Genomic DNA, 20,514 nt, shown 5'->3' on the forward strand with positions numbered 1-20,514 from the left:
GCCCTGTCACTCCTTTCGGGGTAAAATTGTAGATACCTATTTGTGTACCTCTTCGCCAAAAAAACTGAAAATCCTGCAAAGTTAAAAAAGATTTTTGTGAAGGCGTTCAAAACACAAAAAAACTGCCGCATAAATATATGCGGCAGCAGTGGATATAGTACGTTATATCATTGATATGTATTTTTCCTGCTCTCTGCGGGAATCCCCAGAATCTCCATGGCCCGCTGAAGGGATACTCCTAAATTTGTCATAACATTGCGAATAGAGGTCAATTGTGCATCCGCACGGCCTTCATTACGGGCATCGTTTTTCATATCTTCTATTGCTTTGCACATATTAATCTTCTCCTTTCCTTCGGAAAGCTTAAGCTCAACATTGGCACATTCTCCCTTCACCAGCAAAACAATATCCATTAAACAAGTCGGCAAAACGAGCCGGATTTCCCATGTAGCTCTTTGTAATGGAATCCTTGTTACCCAAAATAATACCCCATTTCTTATGATTATAGCATATGAAATATGTGAACATCATATAATATAATTTATATATTAATATCTATATGCCAATACCGTTAATTATTTTTCTAAAATTATATTATTATTTTAAATAATTACTGTCAAATATTTTATTTTTTTAGTTTAGTCAAATATACAAAAAGGATGTTCTTAAACAAAAAAAGAGCTGTGAGAGGAAGCCACGGGGGCTTCGGACACACAACTCTTTTAGTTTGTCTTTATCTAAAGCAATGCTTACTCAGCAGCTGCTTCTGCTTCGGCTTCTGCCTCTACAGTCTGCTCTGGTTCATCTTCGTAAACCACCTTGATGTTACGATAGCAGCTCATGCCGGTACCAGCCGGAATCAGCTTACCAATGATAACATTTTCCTTCAGACCGAGGAGAGGGTCAACCTTGCCCTTGATAGCAGCATCGGTCAGGACACGGGTAGTCTCCTGGAAGGATGCAGCGGACAGGAAGGAATCAGTTGCCAGTGCTGCCTTGGTGATACCAAGGAGAATTGGCTTGGCCACTGCTGGCTCCTTGCCCTCGGCAATAGCCTTGGTATTGGCTGCCTCGAAGCTGTTGATGTCAACATACTCGCCCGGCAGGAAGTCGGTGCCGCCATAAGCCTCGATACGAACCTTGTGGAGCATCTGACGAACCATAACCTCGATATGCTTATCGTTGATACCAACACCCTGCTGCTTGTAAACCTTCTGAACCTCATAAACCAGATAGTTCTGAGTTTCCTTCAGGCCGCAGACACGGAGAATATCATGTGGGTTGATGGAACCCTCGGTGAGCTTGTCACCAGGCATGATATGGTCGCCATCCTTGGTAGCAAGGCGGGAGTTGAACGGCAGAACGTATTCCTTGGCCTTCTCCTTGCCTTCCTTAGGAGTGATGGTAACAGTGAAGATTTTATCCTTCTCGGTAACAGAAACGTCACCCTCGATTTCAGCAATGATTGCATTGTGCTTAGGCTTACGTGCCTCGAACAATTCCTCGACACGTGGCAGACCCTGGGTAATATCGTCGCCGCCTGCGACACCACCGGAGTGGAATGTACGCATGGTCAGCTGGGTACCAGGCTCACCGATGGACTGGGCAGCGATAATACCAACTGCCTCACCCACGTTAACCTTGGTTGCGTTAGCCAGGTCACGGCCATAGCACTTGATGCAGACACCGTACTGAGACTTACAGGTCAGTACGCTGCGGATGGAAACCTTGTTGCGGACCTTAACGATCTCGTCAGCCAGCTTCTCATCAATATCATCATTGATGGAAGCGATCTTCTCGCCGGTCTCAGGGTTGATAATATCCTCAGCCAGTACGCGGCCAACGATACGGTCCTTGAGAGGCTCGATAACGCCGCTGCCCTCAACAATAGCTTCAACCTCAATACCACGGATGTTATTGTTGCGAACCTTAACCTCCTTGGCATCGCTGGAGAGAACTGCCTCAATGTATTCCTCGGTGAGAGGTACACCGGCAGGGATAATCTCATTGCCCTTGCTATCAACAACAGCGGCAGTGGTATCCTTGCCCATCATCTCTGCTACCATAGCGGACTTGATGGACTTTCTGATGTTCTCATCAGGAGCACCCAGCTTAACGGTGTCAGTAGCTGCAGCATTGGTAATGGCTGCATCGCTGTTGGAGGAAGAACCACGGAGAGTAATCTCAGCCACACCGGCCTCGCCGATGGTCTTGAGAATTTCCTCGTCCAGGGTTACACCCTTCTCCACGATAACCTCAGCAGTTTCAGGGCTGAGGACATCGGAGGCCAAAATACGGCCCGCGAGAGTCTCCTTAAGCTGTTCAACAGCTGCTGCTGCGGACTCAGCCAGCTTAGCACGCTCACGGATGAGGTTAATGCCTACAACGTCGCAGTCCTCCTCACGAACGATAACGTCCTGAGCAACGTCAACCAGACGACGGGTAAGGTAACCGGAGTCAGCGGTTCTAAGTGCAGTATCCGCCAAACCCTTTCTGGCACCATGGGAAGAAATGAAGTAATCGGATACGGACAGACCCTCACGGAAGTTTGCGGTAATTGGAATTTCGATGGTCTTACCGGATGGATCAGCCATCAGACCACGCATACCGGCAAGCTGACGCATCTGGGACTTGTTACCGCGGGCACCGGAGTCAGCCATCATGTAGATTGGGTTAAATGGCTCGTTGTCTGCATAGTTGTCATACATTGCATCGGCAACCAGGTTGGTGGCGTCATCCCAAACCTTGCAGACCTTCTTGTAACGCTCCTCATCACTGATGAGACCGCGCTCGAACTGACGCTGGGTCTTCTTAACCTTAGCCTCTGCCTCATCCAGCAGGGACTGCTTCTTCTCAGGAACCTTGATATCAGAGATAGCAACGGTCATACCTGCGATACAAGCATAGTGGTAACCCAGATTCTTAACATTATCGATAACAACAGCAGTCTCGCTGGCGCCAAGAGTCTTGAAGCAGATGTCTACCAGCTTGCCCAGCTGTTTCTTGTTCATGAGCATACCAAGGGACCACTCGCCGGTCTTCTTGTCCTGGCTGAACTGACGTACAGCCTTTGGCAGGGTCTCATTGAAAATCATACGGCCAAGGGAGGTACGAACAAGGCCATAATCCTTGACTACGTTACCATCCTCGTCCACGTCCTTCATGCGAACCTTAATCTCAGCCTGGATATCCAGCTCCTGATGCTGGTAAGCCAGCAGGGCCTCGTTGATACCAGTGAAGATTTTGCCCTCGCCTACGATAGGTCTGCCCTGGCTGGAATTTCTTACAGCGGTCAGATAGTAGGAGCCCAGAACCATATCCTGGGAAGGAACGATGATAGGGCCACCATCCTTAGGAGCAAGGATGTGGTTGGCTGCCAGCATCAGTACACGGGCCTCAGCCTGTGCCTCAGCAGACAGTGGGAGATGGATAGCCATCTGGTCACCATCGAAGTCGGCGTTGTACGCAGTACATGCCAATGGATGCAGCTTCAGGGCACGGCCCTCGGTGAGAACCGGCTCGAAGGCCTGAATACCAAGACGATGCAGTGTTGGTGCACGGTTCAGAAGAACTGGATGCTCCTTGATTACGCCTTCCAGTACATCCCAAACCTCGTCCTTGGCACGCTCAACCATGCGCTTTGCGGACTTGATGTTGTGGGCAATACCATCGGAAACCAGACGCTTCATAACGAATGGCTTAAAGAGCTCCAGAGCCATCTCCTTAGGGAGACCGCACTGATGGAGCTTCAGCTCAGGACCTACTACGATAACGGAACGACCGGAATAGTCTACACGCTTACCAAGGAGGTTCTGACGGAAACGGCCCTGCTTACCCTTGAGCATATCGGACAAGGACTTCAGTGGGCGGTTGCCAGGACCGGTAACAGGACGGCCACGACGACCATTATCAATGAGGGCGTCAACGGCTTCCTGAAGCATACGCTTCTCGTTACGGACAATAATATCTGGTGCATGAAGCTCCAAGAGGCGCTTCAGACGGTTATTTCTGTTAATTACACGACGATAAAGGTCGTTGAGGTCGGAGGTAGCAAAACGGCCACCATCCAGCTGTACCATTGGGCGCAGCTCTGGCGGAATAACCGGAACTACATCCATAATCATCCAGGATGGCTTGTTGCCGGACTTACGGAATGCCTCAACAACCTCCAGACGACGGATAGCCTTCAGACGACGCTGCTGGCTGGTTACAGTCTTCAGCTCGTTGGTCAGCTCCTGATGCAGCAGGTCGAGACGGCTGATAATGCCTTCCTCCGGCTTCTGCTGGTCCTCAGGCAGGTCTGCTTCCATTTCCACAAGCAGCTCCTTGATAGCCTCAGCACCCATGCCAACCTTGAAAGCGGCGGAGGAATACTTGCTGCGATACTCGCTGTACTCCTTCTCGCTCAAGAGCTGCTTCTTGCTGAGCTCAGTGGTGCCCGGGTCGATTACGATATAGGAAGCGAAGTATAAAACCTTCTCCAGTGCTCTAGGAGCAATATCCAATACAAGACCCAAACGGCTAGGGATACCCTTAAAGTACCAGATGTGAGATACAGGAGCAGCCAGCTCAATGTGGCCCATTCTCTCACGACGAACCTTGGCACGGGTAACCTCAACGCCGCAACGCTCGCAGACAGTTCCCTTATGACGAATTCTCTTATATTTACCGCAATGGCATTCCCAGTCACGGGTTGGTCCAAAGATACGCTCACAGAACAGGCCGGCGGTCTCTGGCTTTAAAGTACGGTAGTTAATAGTTTCTGGCTTGGTAACCTCACCATAAGACCACTCTCTGATCTTATCAGGGGAAGCCAGACCTATACGCATTGAATCAAAATTATTGACATCCAACAAGGGCGTGTCACTCCCTTCCATTATTCATTGTCAAAATTATCGGCATTAACGTCAACGATCAAGTCAGTATCGGAATAGTCATCCCCTGCTTCACCATCATCCTCCACATAATCATCGGAAGGTGCTGGGGCATTGCCGGAATCATCTACACCATTTACATCAACATCCAGCTCATTGGCTGCATCTCTGATGTCTTCCTCATCGTCCTGAACCATAATCTCGTTGGCATTCTCATCCTGAACCTTGATATCCAGACCGATACTCTGGAGCTCCTTGATGAGAACCTTGAAGGACTCTGGTACACCCGGCTCAGGGATATTCTCACCCTTAACAATGGACTCATAGGTCTTAACACGGCCCACAACATCATCGGACTTAACAGTCAGAATCTCCTGCAGGGTGTAAGCAGCACCATAAGCCTCCAGTGCCCAAACCTCCATCTCACCGAAACGCTGACCACCGAACTGTGCCTTACCACCCAATGGCTGCTGGGTAACTAAGGAGTAAGGACCAACGGAACGGGCATGAATCTTGTCATCTACCAGATGATGCAGCTTCAGCATGTATACGCAGCCAACGGTAACCTTGTTCTTGAAAGGCTCACCGGTACGGCCATCGTAGAGAACGGTCTTGGCGTCCTCATCCATGCCGGAAGCACGAATAGTATCAAATACGTCCTTCTCACGGGCGCCGTCGAATACTGGAGTTGCAATATGAACACCAGCCTTGTCGGACTTAGGCATACCGTACTTGTCAAAGTCGTAGCCAATTGCACGGAGACGCTTCTCAACAGTAGGGTCGCCGTTCTTGATCTGAGTACCGATATTTCTGACAGCCATACCCAGATGAGTCTCCAGAATCTGACCAATGTTCATACGGGAAGGTACGCCCAATGGGTTCAGAACTACATCTACTGGAGTACCGTCTGGCAGGAATGGCATATCCTCCTCGCGCATGATACGGGAAACTACACCCTTGTTACCATGACGACCGGACATCTTATCACCCACGGAAATCTTACGCTTCTGGGCAATGTATACGCGAACCATGTTGTTTACGCCAGGGTTCAGCTCGTCGTTGTTCTCACGGCTGTATACCTTAACGTCAACAATCTTACCAGCTTCACCATGAGGAACTCTCAGGGAAGTATCGCGGACCTCGCGGGCCTTCTCACCAAAGATGGCACGGAGGAGACGCTCCTCTGCGGACAGCTCGGTTTCTCCCTTTGGAGTAACCTTACCAACCAGAATATCACCGGTTCTTACTTCAGCACCGATGCGGATAATACCGTTTTCATCCAAATCCTTCAGATTTTCCTCGGAAACATTTGGAATGTCGCGGGTAATTTCCTCTGGTCCCAGCTTGGTATCACGGGCCTCGCAGTCATATTCCTCAATGTGAATGGAAGTATAAATATCTCTCTTGACAAGGTTTTCACTAAGAAGAATAGCATCCTCGTAGTTATAGCCTTCCCAAGGCATGTATGCAACGATAATGTTGTAACCAAGTGCCAGCTCACCGTGGTCAGTAGCAGGACCGTCAGCGATAGGCTGCTTGGCCTCTACCACGTCACCCTTAAATACGATAGGGAGCTGGTTAATGCAGGTACCCTGGTTGGAACGCATGAACTTCTGGAGCTTGTACTCGTCCAGATCACCGTCCTCAGTGCGGATAACAATCTTGTCTGCACTTACGGAATCAACCACACCGGCACGCTTGGCCAGAATCATAACACCGGAGTCGCAGGCTGCCTTGTACTCCATACCGGTACCAACCAGTGGAGCCTGGGTACGGAGAAGTGGAACGGCCTGACGCTGCATGTTGGCACCCATCAGTGCGCGGTTGGCATCATCGTTTTCAAGGAATGGAATCATTGCGGTTGCAATGGAAACCACCTGCTTAGGGGATACGTCCATGTAGTCAACCTTTTCACGGCGAACCTCAGTGGTCTCCTCGTGAACACGGGCTACTACACGCTCGTTTACGAACCAGTCATTCTCATCCAATGGCTCATTGGCCTGGGCAATAACCAGAGTATCCTCAGCGTCTGCAGTGATGTACTTAACATCATTGGTAACGCGCTTGTTTTCCTTGTCAATACGGCGATATGGGGTCTCCATAAAGCCATACTTGTTGATACGGGCGTAGTTGGACAGAGAACCGATCAGACCGATGTTAGGACCTTCCGGGGTCTCAATAGGACACATACGACCGTAATGGGAGTTATGTACGTCTCGAACCTCGAAGCCGGCACGCTCTCTGGACAAACCACCAGGACCAAGGGCAGACAGACGACGCTTATGGGTCAGCTCTGCCAATGGGTTGTGCTGGTCCATGAACTGGGACAGCTGGGAGGAACCGAAGAACTCCTTAATAGCAGCCACTACAGGGCGGATATTAATGAGGTTCTGTACTGCGGAAATGTCCTCCTGAGTGGACATACGCTCACGAACAACACGCTCCATACGGGTAAGACCGATACGGAACTGGTTCTGCAGCAGCTCACCTACGGAACGTACACGACGGTTGCCCAGATGGTCGATATCATCAGTGCGGCCTACACCGTGCATGAGGTTCAGCAGATAGCTGATGGAAGCAATAATATCATTAACAGCGATGGTACGCTTCTTGTCAATCAGGGTTGGGGAGCAGATCATATCCAGCATATCGCCCTCATCGTTGAGCTTAACCTGGACAATGATTGCCTTGTCCTCGCCGAAAATACCCTTCTCCTGGTCATCGGAAATCTCGTCCACCAAATCCTGGGTAATCAGCTCATTAGCCGGAATAACAACCTCGCCGGTCTCCTGGTTTACCAATGGCTCAGCCAGAACCTGGCCTACCAGACGGTGCTTCCAGCCCAGCTTCTTGGTAATCTTGTGACGACCAACAGTAGCCAGATCGTAACGCTTCTTATCAAAGAACAGGCTGCGGAGCATGGAGCGGGCATTATCTACGTTGAATGGCTCGCCCTGGCGCAGTCTCTTGTAAATCTCATCAAGAGCAACCTCTTCAATGGTTCTGCCCTCTACACCCTCGGTGGCGTCACGCTCCAGGGTAGCTACGATGGCAGGGTCATTGTTAAAGAGTGCCAAAATTTCATCCTTGGTACCGAAGGACAAATCAGAGGTCAGAACATCGATGTGGTCCTCATTGCGGCCAGTCTCTGCAGCACTGGCAGTACCATCGGCAATCTGCTGATTTCTTGCGATTTCTGCCTTGTTGATGAAATCAAGGGCACGCAGGAAAACAGTTACAGGCAGCTTACGGGTTCTATCGATACGAACAGAAATTACATCGTTGGTATCAGTTTCAAGCTCAATCCAGGCACCACGGTTAGGAATAACAGTGGCGTTGAACAGGGACTTACCGGAGGAGTCAACAGTAACACCATAGTAAGCACCAGGGGAACGTACCAGCTGGCTTACGATAACACGCTCTGCACCGTTGATAACAAAGGTACCGGAGTCAGTCATCAGAGGGAAGTCACCCATGAAGATTTCACTGTCATGGAACTCACCATTTTCCTTGTTGATACGACGAACTTTCACGCGAAGAGGTGCAGAATAGGTAGCATCTCTTTCCTTGCTCTCCTCCAAGCCATACTTTGGCTCGCCCAGAGAGTAATCCAACAGTCTTAATTCAATCTTGTTCTGGAAATCAGTGATTGGGGAAATATCCTCAAAGATTTCCATAAGGCCAGCGCCCTTGGTACCCTTTTCCACGTCGCCAATAAACCATTCATAGGACTTCCTCTGAATGTCAAGAAGGTGTGGCATCTCCATAACTTCCTTGATCTTGGCATAGCTATACCTGGTTCGTTTGCCTACCGGCACAGGATGAAACATTAAGAACTTCACTCCTTAGCTAAAAAAATAACAAAAATGACAAAAAATCCGCACACGAAAAATAAACAGATTCACAACACCTCTTCATGGGCTAAAACCACACGACGCATTGCCAAATGTCCGAAGACACCTGATGAATCCATTTAATACCCCTTGCACGAACTTATTATACTTATTTTGTGCGACATAAGCCGCTGCTACAGTTATTTATTCTGTAGCAACTTATTTTACCAAGATTATCATACAGTGTCAAGAATTATACAAAAAATAACCATCCGGAGGACTAACGCGGCACGCTCGCGCTCTGTATTTTACCTAGTGGTACTAAACTCGCACTTCGCTGTCGTTTGTGTTCGTCAAGTACCAAAGTAAAAAAGGTCCGCTTATAGTCCCCCAGATGTTTCTTTCACAGTAGCTTTCGTATTATTATGTCATGATTATTTTTGTTCCAACAATGACAATATTTCTTCACAGTTGGAGTTCGCTGCCGCCGCCTTTATCTTCTGGCAAAGCTCAGCGTCTGAATCCGGAAGTCGATATCCCTCTATCTCAGCAAATACAGCATCTATGCTTTCGGCATCATTGGCTTCAGCGGATGCCTTGACTTCCTCATATACGGTGTCCATTAGCTCTGCATCTGCTTCCGGCATTTCATCTTCCACATTATTTTCCGTTTCATCTTCCACATTTTCTTCGGCGAAGACCTGGGAAAGTGGCTCCTTGAGGCTCTTGTAGGCTGATATAAATCCCTCATGATGCTGATTTATATAATCCTCATCCCCATCCTTGCCGGCGTTTTCCAGCAGTTGGGCCTCATCAGCCATGGACGATGCCCCAATAAGCCGTACAGAACTTTTCATGGCGTGTACCTGTATGGTGTAATCATTTAAATTACTATCTTTATAGAAGCCATCCAGTACCGTTGACTCCTCATCAATGGACTCATACAAAATCTTAAGCAAGGACAAATAGGATTCCGCATCACCGCTATTTTTTATACCCTTAGAAAGGTCAATCCACTCCAGTCCCACCAAAGGTGCCAAACTCTCAGGAACATTGTCCTGCTCATCTTCATCATCGGTATCAACATCATCTTCCTCGGAAATTATTAGTTTATCCCCTGGGAGATAAGCCATCAGCATATCCTCCAGCTTGCTAGGATGAATTGGCTTGGTAAGGTAATTATCAAAGCCAGCAGCAATGTACTGCTCTCTTGCACCGGATACGGCATTGGCTGTAAGACATACAGACACGGTGCAGTCATTCAGTCCCTCAGCTTGCTCTTTAATCTCATGTAGGGTTTCGATACCATCCTTACCAGGCATCATGTGATCCAGGAAAATCATGTCATACATTTTGCTCTTGGTCATCTGGAGTGCCTCGTCACCACTGTCTGCTGTATCAATTTTTATCTTGGTACGCTTCAGAAGACTCTTGAATACTGTCAGATTCATCGAATTATCATCCACCACCAATACATTAGCATCTGGTGCCGTGAACTTCTCCTTATATTTTTTATGCTCCTTTAAAAGCACATTAACGGATGTCCTATAGTCTCCCAATGGCACCCACTTGCCAACCTTCTGCCGCAAATCGAAGAAGAAGGTGCTTCCAACACCATAGGTGCTTTCTACCTGCAAGTAGCTTCCCATCATATCCAGCAGATTTTTGGTAATGGTCATTCCAAGGCCGGTTCCCTCGATATTTCGATTGCGCTTTTCCTCTATGCGCTCAAATTTGGAGAATAGCTTTTCCATATCCTCCGGCTTTATACCGATACCCGTATCCTTCACCTTCACATGAAGAATGATACAATCAGGGTCATCTTCACAACGATCAAATCCAACAGAAAATGTCACACTGCCTGTTTCTGTATATTTTACCGCATTCGTCAGAATATTTGTGATAACCTGCTTTATACGTACCTCATCGCCAAAAAGCTGCTTCGGTATATTTGAGTCAAAATTAACATTAAATGCCAATCCTTTGTCGTCAGCCCGGTTGTGAATCATTACCACCATATCATTAAGGGTGGATGAAAGATCATAATCCACAGGAATAATATCGATTTTACCAGCCTCAATCTTCGAGAAATCCAAAATATCGTTTATTAGCCCAAGGAGGGTATTACCAGAGCTGCGTACATTTTCCGCATAAGAAAGGATATTCTCATCTTCGCATTCACGAAGTATCAGCTCGTTCATGCCCAATACCGCATTAATTGGTGTACGGATTTCATGGGACATATTGGAAAGGAATTCGCTCTTGGCCTGGGATGCCTGTTCGGCAGCCTCTTTTTCACGGCGCAGGGATTCCAGACTGGCCCGACGGTATTCCTCCACGCGTTCACTAATAACAAAGGTATGCAGCAGACAGGTGCCCAGCATATAACCAATGGTGTACATAGGAAGGAATAGAAATTCCAGTTGTAAAATAAGGGCCACTGCTATAACAAGGCCAAAGAAGCAAATGGTACGATGACGCTTCTTTATGGTACCTTCCAACCTTAGCATAGCACTAAAGGTATAGGCTGTGGTCAATAGGAACAGTACAATCTGGAATATAAGCTGTGCGTATCGGGCAGGACATGCATGGTATTCACCGGCATCATCAAACCAAAACAGCACAGGAGTAGATATGCTGGCAAGAGATGCCAGTGTAATAACTACAAAAAAAATGCGTCCCGTCCAGAGAAGGAACTTTCCAAATTTGTGTTCCTCCCCTAAATATGTAACCACGTACTGCGTCCAAGTGAGTATGCCCGCAGCCATGACAATATAGTATATAACCACATTGGCAAAGAGCAGGTTAAATAAATTCAGCTCACTAAAAACGCCCCATAGTGTATCGGAAATATAGTATGCCAAAACAGCAAACAGAAATCTCCTATACATTTTTACTGCAGGAAGATTTTGAGTTTTGCCATACTGAAATAAAATATCATAATTTACAAGCAAAAGAATGAGTATAGCCAGTAGTCCTATTAAACCCAGATAAAACATAGAGATTGCCCCTCTCCATTAATCTGCAAGAACTCCCCTTAAGGATTCCAACAAGCTGCTCTTGGTAGTGGATTTTAAAATGTAGCCATCAGGCTTAAGGGCCATAACCCTTTCCACTCCTTCTCTGGTGCCCACGCCAGTAAGGAAAACAACCGGGATATGCTTGGTAGACTGCTCCTGACGCAGCATCTGGAAGACCTGTGGTCCATCCACTACAGGCATCTCATAATCAAGCAATATTAAATCCACCGGAGTTTTCAGCAAAAATGTAATTGCATCCATTCCCGATTTAACACTATATACCTGATAATCATCCTTCATCCATTCGGTAGCCATCTTGGCAAAGGTTGGATTGTCATCCACAATGAGGATTTTTTTCTTTCCCCCAGTGTAAATGGTATCCAAAACTGTCTTTTCCAGCTCATCCATCTTAAGTGGACGGTCCAGCCAGGAAAAATGGTCAAGACGATGATTATGCTGTATCAGACGAGGACGGTCCTTCTTCTCACCAATCAGCAGCATGTTTGTGGTGCTGTCCCAAATCTGCTCCTGAATGGTGTCCAGAATTTTCATGTCCTCAGGGTCATCAGCAATATCGCCTGGCAGGTAGGCCACGAACAGCAGGGCCGTATCTGCCATCTCCTTGAGCTTTTCATATTCCCCCACAACGGTTATCACCTTGTAGCCACATTCAGTAAGCTTCCGTTCAACGGCTTTTGCTACCACACTAGGTTTATACAAAAATAATACAATGCCAAAATCCCATTCCATATCAATATACCCCCTGTATCAACAAATTCTTATTGCAACGGAAATGAATCCATACTTTTACATAATATGCATAAACTCACACTTTCCATTCTTAGAAATTCTATGTACATACCCATAATCCCTGCTTTGGAGCATAAAAAAAGACTGCGGAAATGATTGCTCATTTCCACAGCCTTGATTTTAAAGTTTAGATGCTATGAAGCAAAAATTACTTCAGCTCTACAACTGCGCCAGCAGCCTCGAGGGTACCCTTGAGAGCCTCAGCGTCAGCCTTGGACAGACCTTCCTTAACAGCAGCAGGAGCACCGTCAACCAGAGCCTTTGCTTCCTTCAGGCCGAGACCAGTAGCCTCACGTACAGCCTTGATTACGTTGATCTTGCCAGCGCCAGCATCCTTCAGGATTACGTCAAACTCGGACTTCTCGCCAGCAGCGCCACCCTCAGCAGGAGCAGCAGCAGCTACAGCAACAGGAGCAGCAGCGGATACGCCGAACTTCTCCTCAGCAGCCTTTACGAGCTCGGAAAGCTCAAGAACAGTCAAGTTACCAATTGCCTCTAAAATCTCTTCGTTAGTCATGTTTATTTCCTCCAATTTTAATCATTAATTTCTTTTTTAAATATTATTTAAGCAGCGGATAGATTAAGCGGATGCCTGCTCTTCCTTCTGCTTGCGAATAGCGTCAAGCACATTGACGATGCTGCGAACCATGTTGCCCATGAGACCAACAGTGTTGGATACTGGAGCCTGCATGCTGCCCAGCAGCTTGCCGATGAGGACCTCTCTGGATGGCAGAGAAGCGATAGCCTTAACTTCGTCAGCAGATACTACCTTACCCTCAACGATACCACCCTTGACTACGAGCTTTTCCTCTTCAGCCAAGTTGTTCTTCTTAATGAACTCGCTGATAACCTTTGCTGGAGCAACAGCATCCTCAGCAGAGTATGCCATAGCGGTAGTGCCCTCGAGGAATGGAATCATATCATCGAGACCTGCTTCCTTAGCAGCAATACGAGTCATTGTGTTTTTAATTACATGGTAGGTAACACCAGCCTTGCGGAGCTCTACACGGAGTGCAGTGTCCTGAGCTACGGTCAGTCCCTTGTAAGAAGTGATGACAGCGCCCTTGGAGCTGGTGAGAATTTCTTTTAAGTTAGCAACAATTGCCTTCTTCTGTTCAGTTACAGCCATGAATACACCTCCTTTATTTAAATTTAAAGAGCAAAAACGGCCTCCGGCTGATTTACCGGAAGCCGCATATTCATGCGTATGCATCCGGCCTCGGCAGGCGTTTTCCCTTTAAATGAAACTCACGGTTTCATACCTGCTGTCTACAGCCATAGACTATTTTATTATACAGCCCACAAAAAATCAAGCATGAACTACTGGAACACCAGGGCCCATAGTAGAGCTGATGGTCACAGAGCGAATATACTGACCCTTTGCAGCAGCCGGTTTTACTCTAATTAATGTATCCATCAAAGCATTGAGGTTCTCTACGAGCTTGTTAGCATCGAAGGAAGCCTTGCCGATAGGGCAGTGAACATTACCAGCCTTATCAGTACGGTATTCAACCTTACCAGCCTTGATTTCGCTGATTGCCTTGCCAAGATCCATAGTTACAGTACCGAGTTTAGGGTTTGGCATCAAGCCTCTAGGACCGAGGATTTTACCAAGACGACCAACAGTACCCATCATATCTGGAGTAGCTACAGCGACATCAAAGTCAGTCCAGCCACCCTGGATCTTAGTTACGATTTCGTCGGAGCCAACAAAGTCTGCACCTGCAGCCTCTGCCTCTTCAACCTTTGCGCCCTTAGCAAATACTAATACGCGCTTGGACTTACCAGTACCATGTGGCAGCACGATAGCGCCACGAACCTGCTGATCTGCATACTTAGGATCTACACCCAAGCGTACATGAAGCTCAATAGTCTCGTCGAACTTTGCAGTTGCAGTCTTCTTTACGAGCTCTACAGCTTCTTCAACAGAGTAAACTTTACCAGTCTCAAGAAGCTTTGCAGCGTCCTGATACTTCTTACCTGCTTTTGCCATTAAAAATTTCTCCCTTCGTGGTAATAACGGATTTTCCTCCCACGGCATGAAATCAGATATTAGTCAACGATTTCAATACCCATGCTGCGTGCGGTACCCTCGATCATACGAGTAGCAGCCTCAATGCTTGCAGCGTTCAAATCTGCCATCTTGGACTCAGCAATCTCCTGAGCCTTTGCGCGAGGCAGCTTTGCAACCTTGTTCTTGTTTGGTTCACCAGAAGCCTTTGCCAGACCTGCAGCCTTCTTCAGAAGTACAGCAGCTGGAGGAGTCTTAGTGATAAAGGTAAAGGATCTATCCTCAAATACAGTAATCTCTACTGGAATGATAAGACCAGCCTGCTTAGCAGTTCTCTCGTTAAATTCCTTAACGAAAGCCATGATGTTAACACCAGCCTGACCAAGAGCAGGACCTACTGGAGGAGCCGGAGTAGCCTTAGCAGCCTCAACCTGCAACTTTACCATCTTTGCAACTTTCTTTGCCATCTTATATACACCTCCTTAAAAGGAAATCAGCTTTTTTCTACCTGATCAAAGTCAAGTTCAACAGGAGTTTCACGGCCGAACATATCGATAAGAGCCTTAACCTTGCCCTTCTCGTTGTCCACGGAAACAACCTTTGCTGCGTAGTTTTCAAATGAACCGGATTTGATTTTGATGACTTCGCCAACCTCAACATCAATGTTGACAATAACCTTGGCTTCGCCCATGCCCATCTTGCTCAGGATGTTCTCCATCTCAGCTTCACCGATAGGTGTTGGATCTGTACCGGAACCAACAAATCCAGTAACGCCGTCAGTATTACGTACATCGAACCATGTCTTTTCATTGACAATCATCTCAACGAATACATAACCAGGGAAAAGCTTCCGCTTGATTACTTTTTCAACGCCGTTCTTCTTTTCAATCTCATCCTTCACAGGAACAAGCACATTGAAGATCTTGTCTTCCAATCCTAAAGAACTAACTTTTCTCTCAAGATTGGACTTAACCTTATTTTCGTATCCAGAATAGGTATGTACAGCATACCAATGTCTTTCAAGCTTCTTATCAGAGTCCATACACTTGGATGCCCAGCATCCCTACCCTCCAGTCTTAACGTAAAATCAGATTAAACAACCTTGTAAAGAAAGTATCGCATATCCAAATCAGAGAGCATACGATGAATACTGTTATGGAAACCACAACAGTGTATCTGCCGAGCTCTTCCTTAGTGGACCAGGATACCTTTTTCATTTCAGCCGAAACTTCACGCAAAAACTGCATAGGGTTAAAACCTGAAGACTTCGTCTGAATCGCTGACGTTTTTTCACTCGTCAATGCATTCACATCCTGTCTAATATTGCAACCCTTACACTCAACTGCTAATTATTTGGTTTCCTTGTGCAGTGTGTGCTTCTTGCAGAACTTGCAATACTTGTTGAATTCGATTCTGTCCGGATCGTTCTTCTTGTTCTTGTTGGTCTGATAGTTGCGACTCTTGCACTCGGTGCAGGCCAACGTAACTGCATTGCGCATCTTATGCACTCCTTACTATTAAAAATTATGTACACTTAACAAAATGTCACTAACATAATTTATCATAATCTAATCTTAGTGTCAACAGACATAAGGATTAAAAATAAATAACGGACATTTTATTCATGGCATAAATAAAACCCCTTGTACAAAGGGGCTAATTTATTAGTTGGTGGCTGCGAAGAGATTTGAACTCCTGACACTCCGGGTATGAACCGAATGCTCTAGCCAACTGAGCTACGCAGCCATATATATGGAGCTGATAACCAGATTTGAACTGGTGACCTCATCCTTACCAAGGATGCGCTCTACCGACTGAGCTATATCAGCATACCAAGCTTTTGGTTGCGGGAAGAGGACTTGAACCTCTGACCTTCGGGTTATGAGCCCGACGAGCTACCGACTGCTCCATCCCGCGATGTTAGAAAGATATAAAATGGTGGGCAGGGATGGATTCGAACCATCGTAGCCTACGGCGACGGATTTACAGTCCGTTCCCTTTAACCACTCGGGCACCTACCCAGATATCTTCTCTCGGTGGCGGTTCTCACTGTTGTACACCTCTTGCCGGGTGTCTTTTGTGTTTCCCGCTGACAGGTATATATACTACCATCTTATTTTGGGTTTGTAAAGCACTTTTTTAAAAAATTTCTTATTTTTTTCTTTTTGCCCTGTCACGAAGGCGGCGGGACCTGTCATTACGGCCTTTGTGGGCACTTCCCTTTCTGTTGGCATACTTGCTTTTGGCCTGCTTTGCCTGCTGCTTTTCAGCCTGCTGCTTTTTGGCCGCCAGCTCCTTTTCCCGCTTTTCTCTCTTTAAACGGGATGCCAGACTTCTGGTGGACATATCCTTGGTAATATGATTCTTGATGCCGGCCTCGATTTTTCTCAGCATGCTGTACTGACGGGCATTGACAAAGGTAATGGCCACACCCTTCTGGCCGGCACGGCCTGTACGGCCGATACGATGGATATAGCTTTCCGTATCCTGAGGAATATCATAGTTGAATACGTGGGTTACGCCCTCGATGTCCAGACCACGGGCAGCAATATCCGTGGTAACCAGGATCTGCAGCTTGGCCTGACGGAACTTCTTCAGCACGTTGGTCCGCTGCAGCTGGCTCAGCTCACCATGGAGCTCATCAGCCAGATAGCCCCGCTTGGCCAGGGTCATGGCCACCTGGGATACCCGTGAACGGGTAGAACAGAATACCATGGCCAGATATGGCTGCTCCTCATTAATGAGCTCACACAGCTTGTCCACCTTGGAGGTTTCCACGGTGTCCACTATGCGCTGCTTGATGGTATCAAGGGTAATGTGCTCCGCCTTTATCTCAATGTGCTGCACCTGCACCATGTAGCGGTGGGCCAGTGACTTGATTCTGTCCGGCATGGTGGCGGAAAACAGCATAATCTGCCTGTCCTTGGCCATGGTGGACAAAATGGTCTCCACGTCCTCAATAAAGCCGCGGCGAAGCATTTCATCGGCCTCGTCCAAAACTATCTTATTAGTAGTAGAGAAATTCAGGGTACGGCGACGGAGATGGTCCAGAATACGGCCAGGAGTACCAATAATAACATGAGGGTCCCTGCCCAGCTTGCGCTTCTGGCGCTCGATATCCTGACCGCCATAAATAGCCATTGAGCGGACACCCACAGCCTTGTCCAATAGGGCGGCCACCTTGGAAATCTGGATGGTCAGCTCCCGTGTAGGGGTAATAATAAGGGTCTGCACGTTGTCAGCCTGGGTCTTGATTTTATCATATAAAGGGAGCAAAAAGGCCAGTGTCTTGCCGGTACCGGTCTGGGCCTGCACAATGGTATCACGGCCGTTTCTGAGGGCCGGAATAGCCTGCTCCTGCACCGGGGTAGCCTCTCTTATGCCAATTTTCTTCAAGGCGTCACACAGTGGCTGTGAAACGCTTAATTCTTCAAATAATTTCATAAGCTGTACCTCATTCTATGTAATACAGAAGCTCCCCCAAAATGGGGGAGCCAAGCCTTCTTATTTATTTGCGTACTTTTCCGCCAAACGATGCTGGAGCTCCTCATCAGCAAGGAAATCATCGTAGGTGGTAAACTTATCGAATACTCCGCCCGGAGTAAGCTCAATAATACGGTCAGCAATGGTTTGAACAAACTCATGGTCATGAGATGTAAAGAGCAGGGTGCCCTTGAAGGCAATGAGACCATCATTGAGTGCAGTAATGGATTCCAGATCCAGATGGTTGGTAGGCTCATCCATCAGCAGCACGTTGGCACCGCTGAGCATCATCTTGGACAGCATGCAACGAACCTTCTCACCACCGGAGATAACGGAAGCCTTCTTCAAGCTCTCCTCACCGCTGAAGAGCATACGGCCCAGGAAGCCGCGTACAAAGGACTCATCAGGGTCCTTGGAATACTGGCGGAGCCAGTCAGTCAAGGTCAGCTCGCAGCCCTCGAAGTACTCACTGTTGTCATTTGGCAGATAAGCCTGGGTAGTGGTAACGCCCCACTTGAAGGTACCCTCATCAGGCTCCATTTCGCCCATGAGAATCTGGAACAGGGCGGTCTTGCCGGCACTGTTAGGGCCGGTAAATGCAACCTTGTCGCCCTTCTTCAGGGTAAAGCTTACATTATCAAGAACCTTCTCACCCTCGATGGTCTTGGAAATACCTTCAACGATAAGGAGCTGGTCCCCGGCCTCGCGGTCCGGAGTAAAGGCAACATAAGGATAACGGCGGGAGGATGGCTTGATGTCATCAAGGGTAATCTTCTCCAGCAGCTTCTTACGGGAGGTTGCCTGCTTGGACTTGGAAGCATTGGCCGCAAAGCGGGCAATAAAGGTCTGGAGCTCCTTGATCTTCTCTTCCTTCTTCTTGTTGGCATCCTTGGCCATCTGCAGGGCCAGCTGGCTGGAATGATACCAGAAATCATAGTTACCAACATAAAGCTGGATTTTGCCAAAATCTACATCGGCAATATGGGTGCAGACCTGATTAAGGAAGTGACGGTCATGGGATACTACAATAACGGTGTTCTCGAAATCAGCCAGGAAGTCCTCCAGCCACTTGATGGACTCAAGGTCCAAATGGTTGGTAGGCTCGTCCAGCAGAAGAATATCAGGGTTGCCGAAAAGGGCCTGGGCCAGCAGTACACGCACCTTTAAATCAGGGTCCATCTCGGACATCATCTTGTTGTGATGCTCCTCATGGATACCAAGACCATTTAACAGCTTGGCTGCGTCTGCCTCTGCATCCCAGCCGTTCAGCTCAGCAAATTCTGCTTCCAGCTCGCCGGCACGGATACCATCCTCATCGGAGAAATCAGGCTTTGCATAAATAGCATCCTTTTCCTCCATAATATCTACCAGATGCTGGTTACCCATAATAACTGTACGGATAACATCGTACTGGTCAAAAGCAAAGTGATCCTGCTTCAGTACGGACATGCGCTCACCAGGGGTAATGTCAATGGAACCCTTGGTAGGCTCAATGTCGCCGGACAGCAGCTTCAGGAAGGTGGACTTACCGGCACCGTTGGCACCGATAACGCCATAGCAGTTTCCTGGAGTAAACTTGATGGACACGTCCTTAAAGAGCACGCGCTTACCGAACTGGAGTGTAACACCACTTGTTGAAATCATTAGTAAAAAATCCTCTCTATACTGTTTTTAATATAACTATATATTAATCATGAATTTAAAATTGCATGATAATAATCTAAAATACTCTGGCCATAGCCAACACCGGGAACTGCCCAGCGGCCATTAAGGTCCTGCCACTGCTCCAGTGTGTTATCGCCATAAACCCCTCTTACAAGGGAATAACGTGGATCCACCACCGGGGTTTCTGGGTCCTTGGTGGAGGCATAAGCCAGCAAATGCTGGATATGGGCTCGCACACCCACCCGTGGAGAATCAAAGAAAGCGCCCTTTACGGTTGCACTGGTAGTACCCAGCCCGCAGTAATTGTTCTGGGCAGGAATAACAGTACCGCCGTAGCTGAAAAAGCCGGTTTCCTTCAAGGCCTGGGCAAAGGCGATATCAGGACGGATGCCCTCACGGGAGGCTTCTTCATAATAGAAATTTACCAGCTCCTCCGGAGTGGTATTAAGCAATGGATTTGGGTTGTTCTTCAAAAGATACCTTACACACTGCTCCTGGGTAGCCACCGCAGCTCCCATGATATTCATTTCATTGGAATCGGTTGGCACAACAACCTCAGGCTCCTTTTCAGGCTCAGGATGAAGAATGGCTTCAATTCTTTCTGCAAAGCTCTTTCTTCTCTCCGCCCAGGTTGCATTGTCCGTGGCAACGGTAGTTTTGCCGGTATTATAGGTTCTTTCCTCAGAAACTGTAGTCTGGCCAACCGTCTGCTTGGCCTCAGTAGTCTGGCCGCAGCTTATTACAGCCACTGCACCAATAGCACACAAAAATCGTAAACTTTTCTTATTAAATAGCACCCCAACAGACCTCCCAATGCT

15 protein-coding genes, 4 tRNA genes and 1 other annotated feature are annotated in these 20,514 nt (G+C 47.6%); all 19 genes read right to left on the minus strand.

The annotated features are described in order from the left end of the window. Nucleotides 1-167: 167 nt before the first annotated feature. On the minus strand, nucleotides 168-413 hold the full coding sequence (locus D081_RS08930; RefSeq protein ID WP_085023853.1) for a hypothetical protein: 246 nt from the start codon (nucleotides 411-413) through the stop codon (nucleotides 168-170). Between the two features lie 336 nt (nucleotides 414-749). Beyond that, nucleotides 750-4,856, minus strand: coding sequence for a DNA-directed RNA polymerase subunit beta' (rpoC, locus tag D081_RS08935; RefSeq protein ID WP_085023854.1), 4,107 nt, complete (start codon nucleotides 4,854-4,856; stop codon nucleotides 750-752). Nucleotides 4,857-4,876: 20 nt separating this feature from the next. Then, complete coding sequence (locus D081_RS08940; protein WP_085023855.1) at nucleotides 4,877-8,704, minus strand: DNA-directed RNA polymerase subunit beta; 3,828 nt, start codon at nucleotides 8,702-8,704, stop codon at nucleotides 4,877-4,879. 437 nt (nucleotides 8,705-9,141) lie between these two features. Next, the gene (locus tag D081_RS08945; protein WP_233127466.1) at nucleotides 9,142-11,706 is read right to left on the minus strand and encodes an ATP-binding protein; all 2,565 of its coding nucleotides are present in this window, start codon (nucleotides 11,704-11,706) and stop codon (nucleotides 9,142-9,144) included. 18 nt (nucleotides 11,707-11,724) lie between these two features. Then, a complete protein-coding gene (locus D081_RS08950) occupies nucleotides 11,725-12,477 on the minus strand; it encodes a response regulator (protein ID WP_085023856.1) in 753 nt (250 codons plus the stop codon). A 208-nt stretch (nucleotides 12,478-12,685) separates the two neighbouring features. Beyond that, the gene (gene rplL, locus D081_RS08955; RefSeq protein ID WP_085023857.1) at nucleotides 12,686-13,054 is read right to left on the minus strand and encodes a 50S ribosomal protein L7/L12; all 369 of its coding nucleotides are present in this window, start codon (nucleotides 13,052-13,054) and stop codon (nucleotides 12,686-12,688) included. 63 nt (nucleotides 13,055-13,117) lie between these two features. Further along, nucleotides 13,118-13,666 carry a 50S ribosomal protein L10 gene (gene rplJ, locus D081_RS08960; protein WP_085023858.1) on the minus strand — a complete coding sequence of 183 codons (549 nt, stop codon included), beginning with the start codon at nucleotides 13,664-13,666 and terminating at the stop codon, nucleotides 13,118-13,120. A gap of 22 nt (nucleotides 13,667-13,688) precedes the next feature. After that, nucleotides 13,689-13,830, minus strand: a sequence feature (ribosomal protein L10 leader region). Nucleotides 13,831-13,846: 16 nt separating this feature from the next. After that, on the minus strand, nucleotides 13,847-14,530 hold the full coding sequence (gene rplA, locus D081_RS08965) for a 50S ribosomal protein L1 (protein ID WP_085023859.1): 684 nt from the start codon (nucleotides 14,528-14,530) through the stop codon (nucleotides 13,847-13,849). Nucleotides 14,531-14,589: 59 nt separating this feature from the next. Further along, nucleotides 14,590-15,015, minus strand: coding sequence for a 50S ribosomal protein L11 (gene rplK / locus D081_RS08970; protein WP_027398041.1), 426 nt, complete (start codon nucleotides 15,013-15,015; stop codon nucleotides 14,590-14,592). Between the two features lie 26 nt (nucleotides 15,016-15,041). Further along, complete coding sequence (gene nusG, locus D081_RS08975) at nucleotides 15,042-15,590, minus strand: transcription termination/antitermination protein NusG (protein ID WP_085023860.1); 549 nt, start codon at nucleotides 15,588-15,590, stop codon at nucleotides 15,042-15,044. A gap of 34 nt (nucleotides 15,591-15,624) precedes the next feature. After that, nucleotides 15,625-15,795 carry a preprotein translocase subunit SecE gene (gene secE, locus D081_RS08980; RefSeq protein WP_071997220.1) on the minus strand — a complete coding sequence of 57 codons (171 nt, stop codon included), beginning with the start codon at nucleotides 15,793-15,795 and terminating at the stop codon, nucleotides 15,625-15,627. Between the two features lie 102 nt (nucleotides 15,796-15,897). Next, a complete protein-coding gene (rpmG, locus tag D081_RS08985) occupies nucleotides 15,898-16,047 on the minus strand; it encodes a 50S ribosomal protein L33 (RefSeq protein ID WP_027398039.1) in 150 nt (49 codons plus the stop codon). A 170-nt stretch (nucleotides 16,048-16,217) separates the two neighbouring features. Continuing rightward, nucleotides 16,218-16,294, minus strand: a tRNA-Met gene (locus D081_RS08990). 7 nt (nucleotides 16,295-16,301) lie between these two features. Beyond that, a tRNA-Thr gene (locus D081_RS08995) sits at nucleotides 16,302-16,377 on the minus strand. Nucleotides 16,378-16,389: 12 nt separating this feature from the next. Continuing rightward, nucleotides 16,390-16,465 (minus strand) — tRNA-Met (locus tag D081_RS09000). A 19-nt stretch (nucleotides 16,466-16,484) separates the two neighbouring features. Continuing rightward, nucleotides 16,485-16,569, minus strand: a tRNA-Tyr gene (locus tag D081_RS09005). A gap of 130 nt (nucleotides 16,570-16,699) precedes the next feature. Further along, complete coding sequence (locus D081_RS09010) at nucleotides 16,700-17,992, minus strand: DEAD/DEAH box helicase (protein WP_085023861.1); 1,293 nt, start codon at nucleotides 17,990-17,992, stop codon at nucleotides 16,700-16,702. 60 nt (nucleotides 17,993-18,052) lie between these two features. Then, nucleotides 18,053-19,675, minus strand: coding sequence for an ABC-F family ATP-binding cassette domain-containing protein (locus D081_RS09015; RefSeq protein WP_085023862.1), 1,623 nt, complete (start codon nucleotides 19,673-19,675; stop codon nucleotides 18,053-18,055). A gap of 47 nt (nucleotides 19,676-19,722) precedes the next feature. After that, complete coding sequence (locus D081_RS12945; RefSeq protein WP_233127467.1) at nucleotides 19,723-20,493, minus strand: glucosaminidase domain-containing protein; 771 nt, start codon at nucleotides 20,491-20,493, stop codon at nucleotides 19,723-19,725. Between the last annotated feature and the right edge of the window lie 21 nt (nucleotides 20,494-20,514).

The sequence above is a fragment of the Anaerovibrio sp. JC8 genome (assembly GCF_002100115.1).
GTDB lineage: Bacteria > Bacillota > Negativicutes > Selenomonadales > Selenomonadaceae > Anaerovibrio.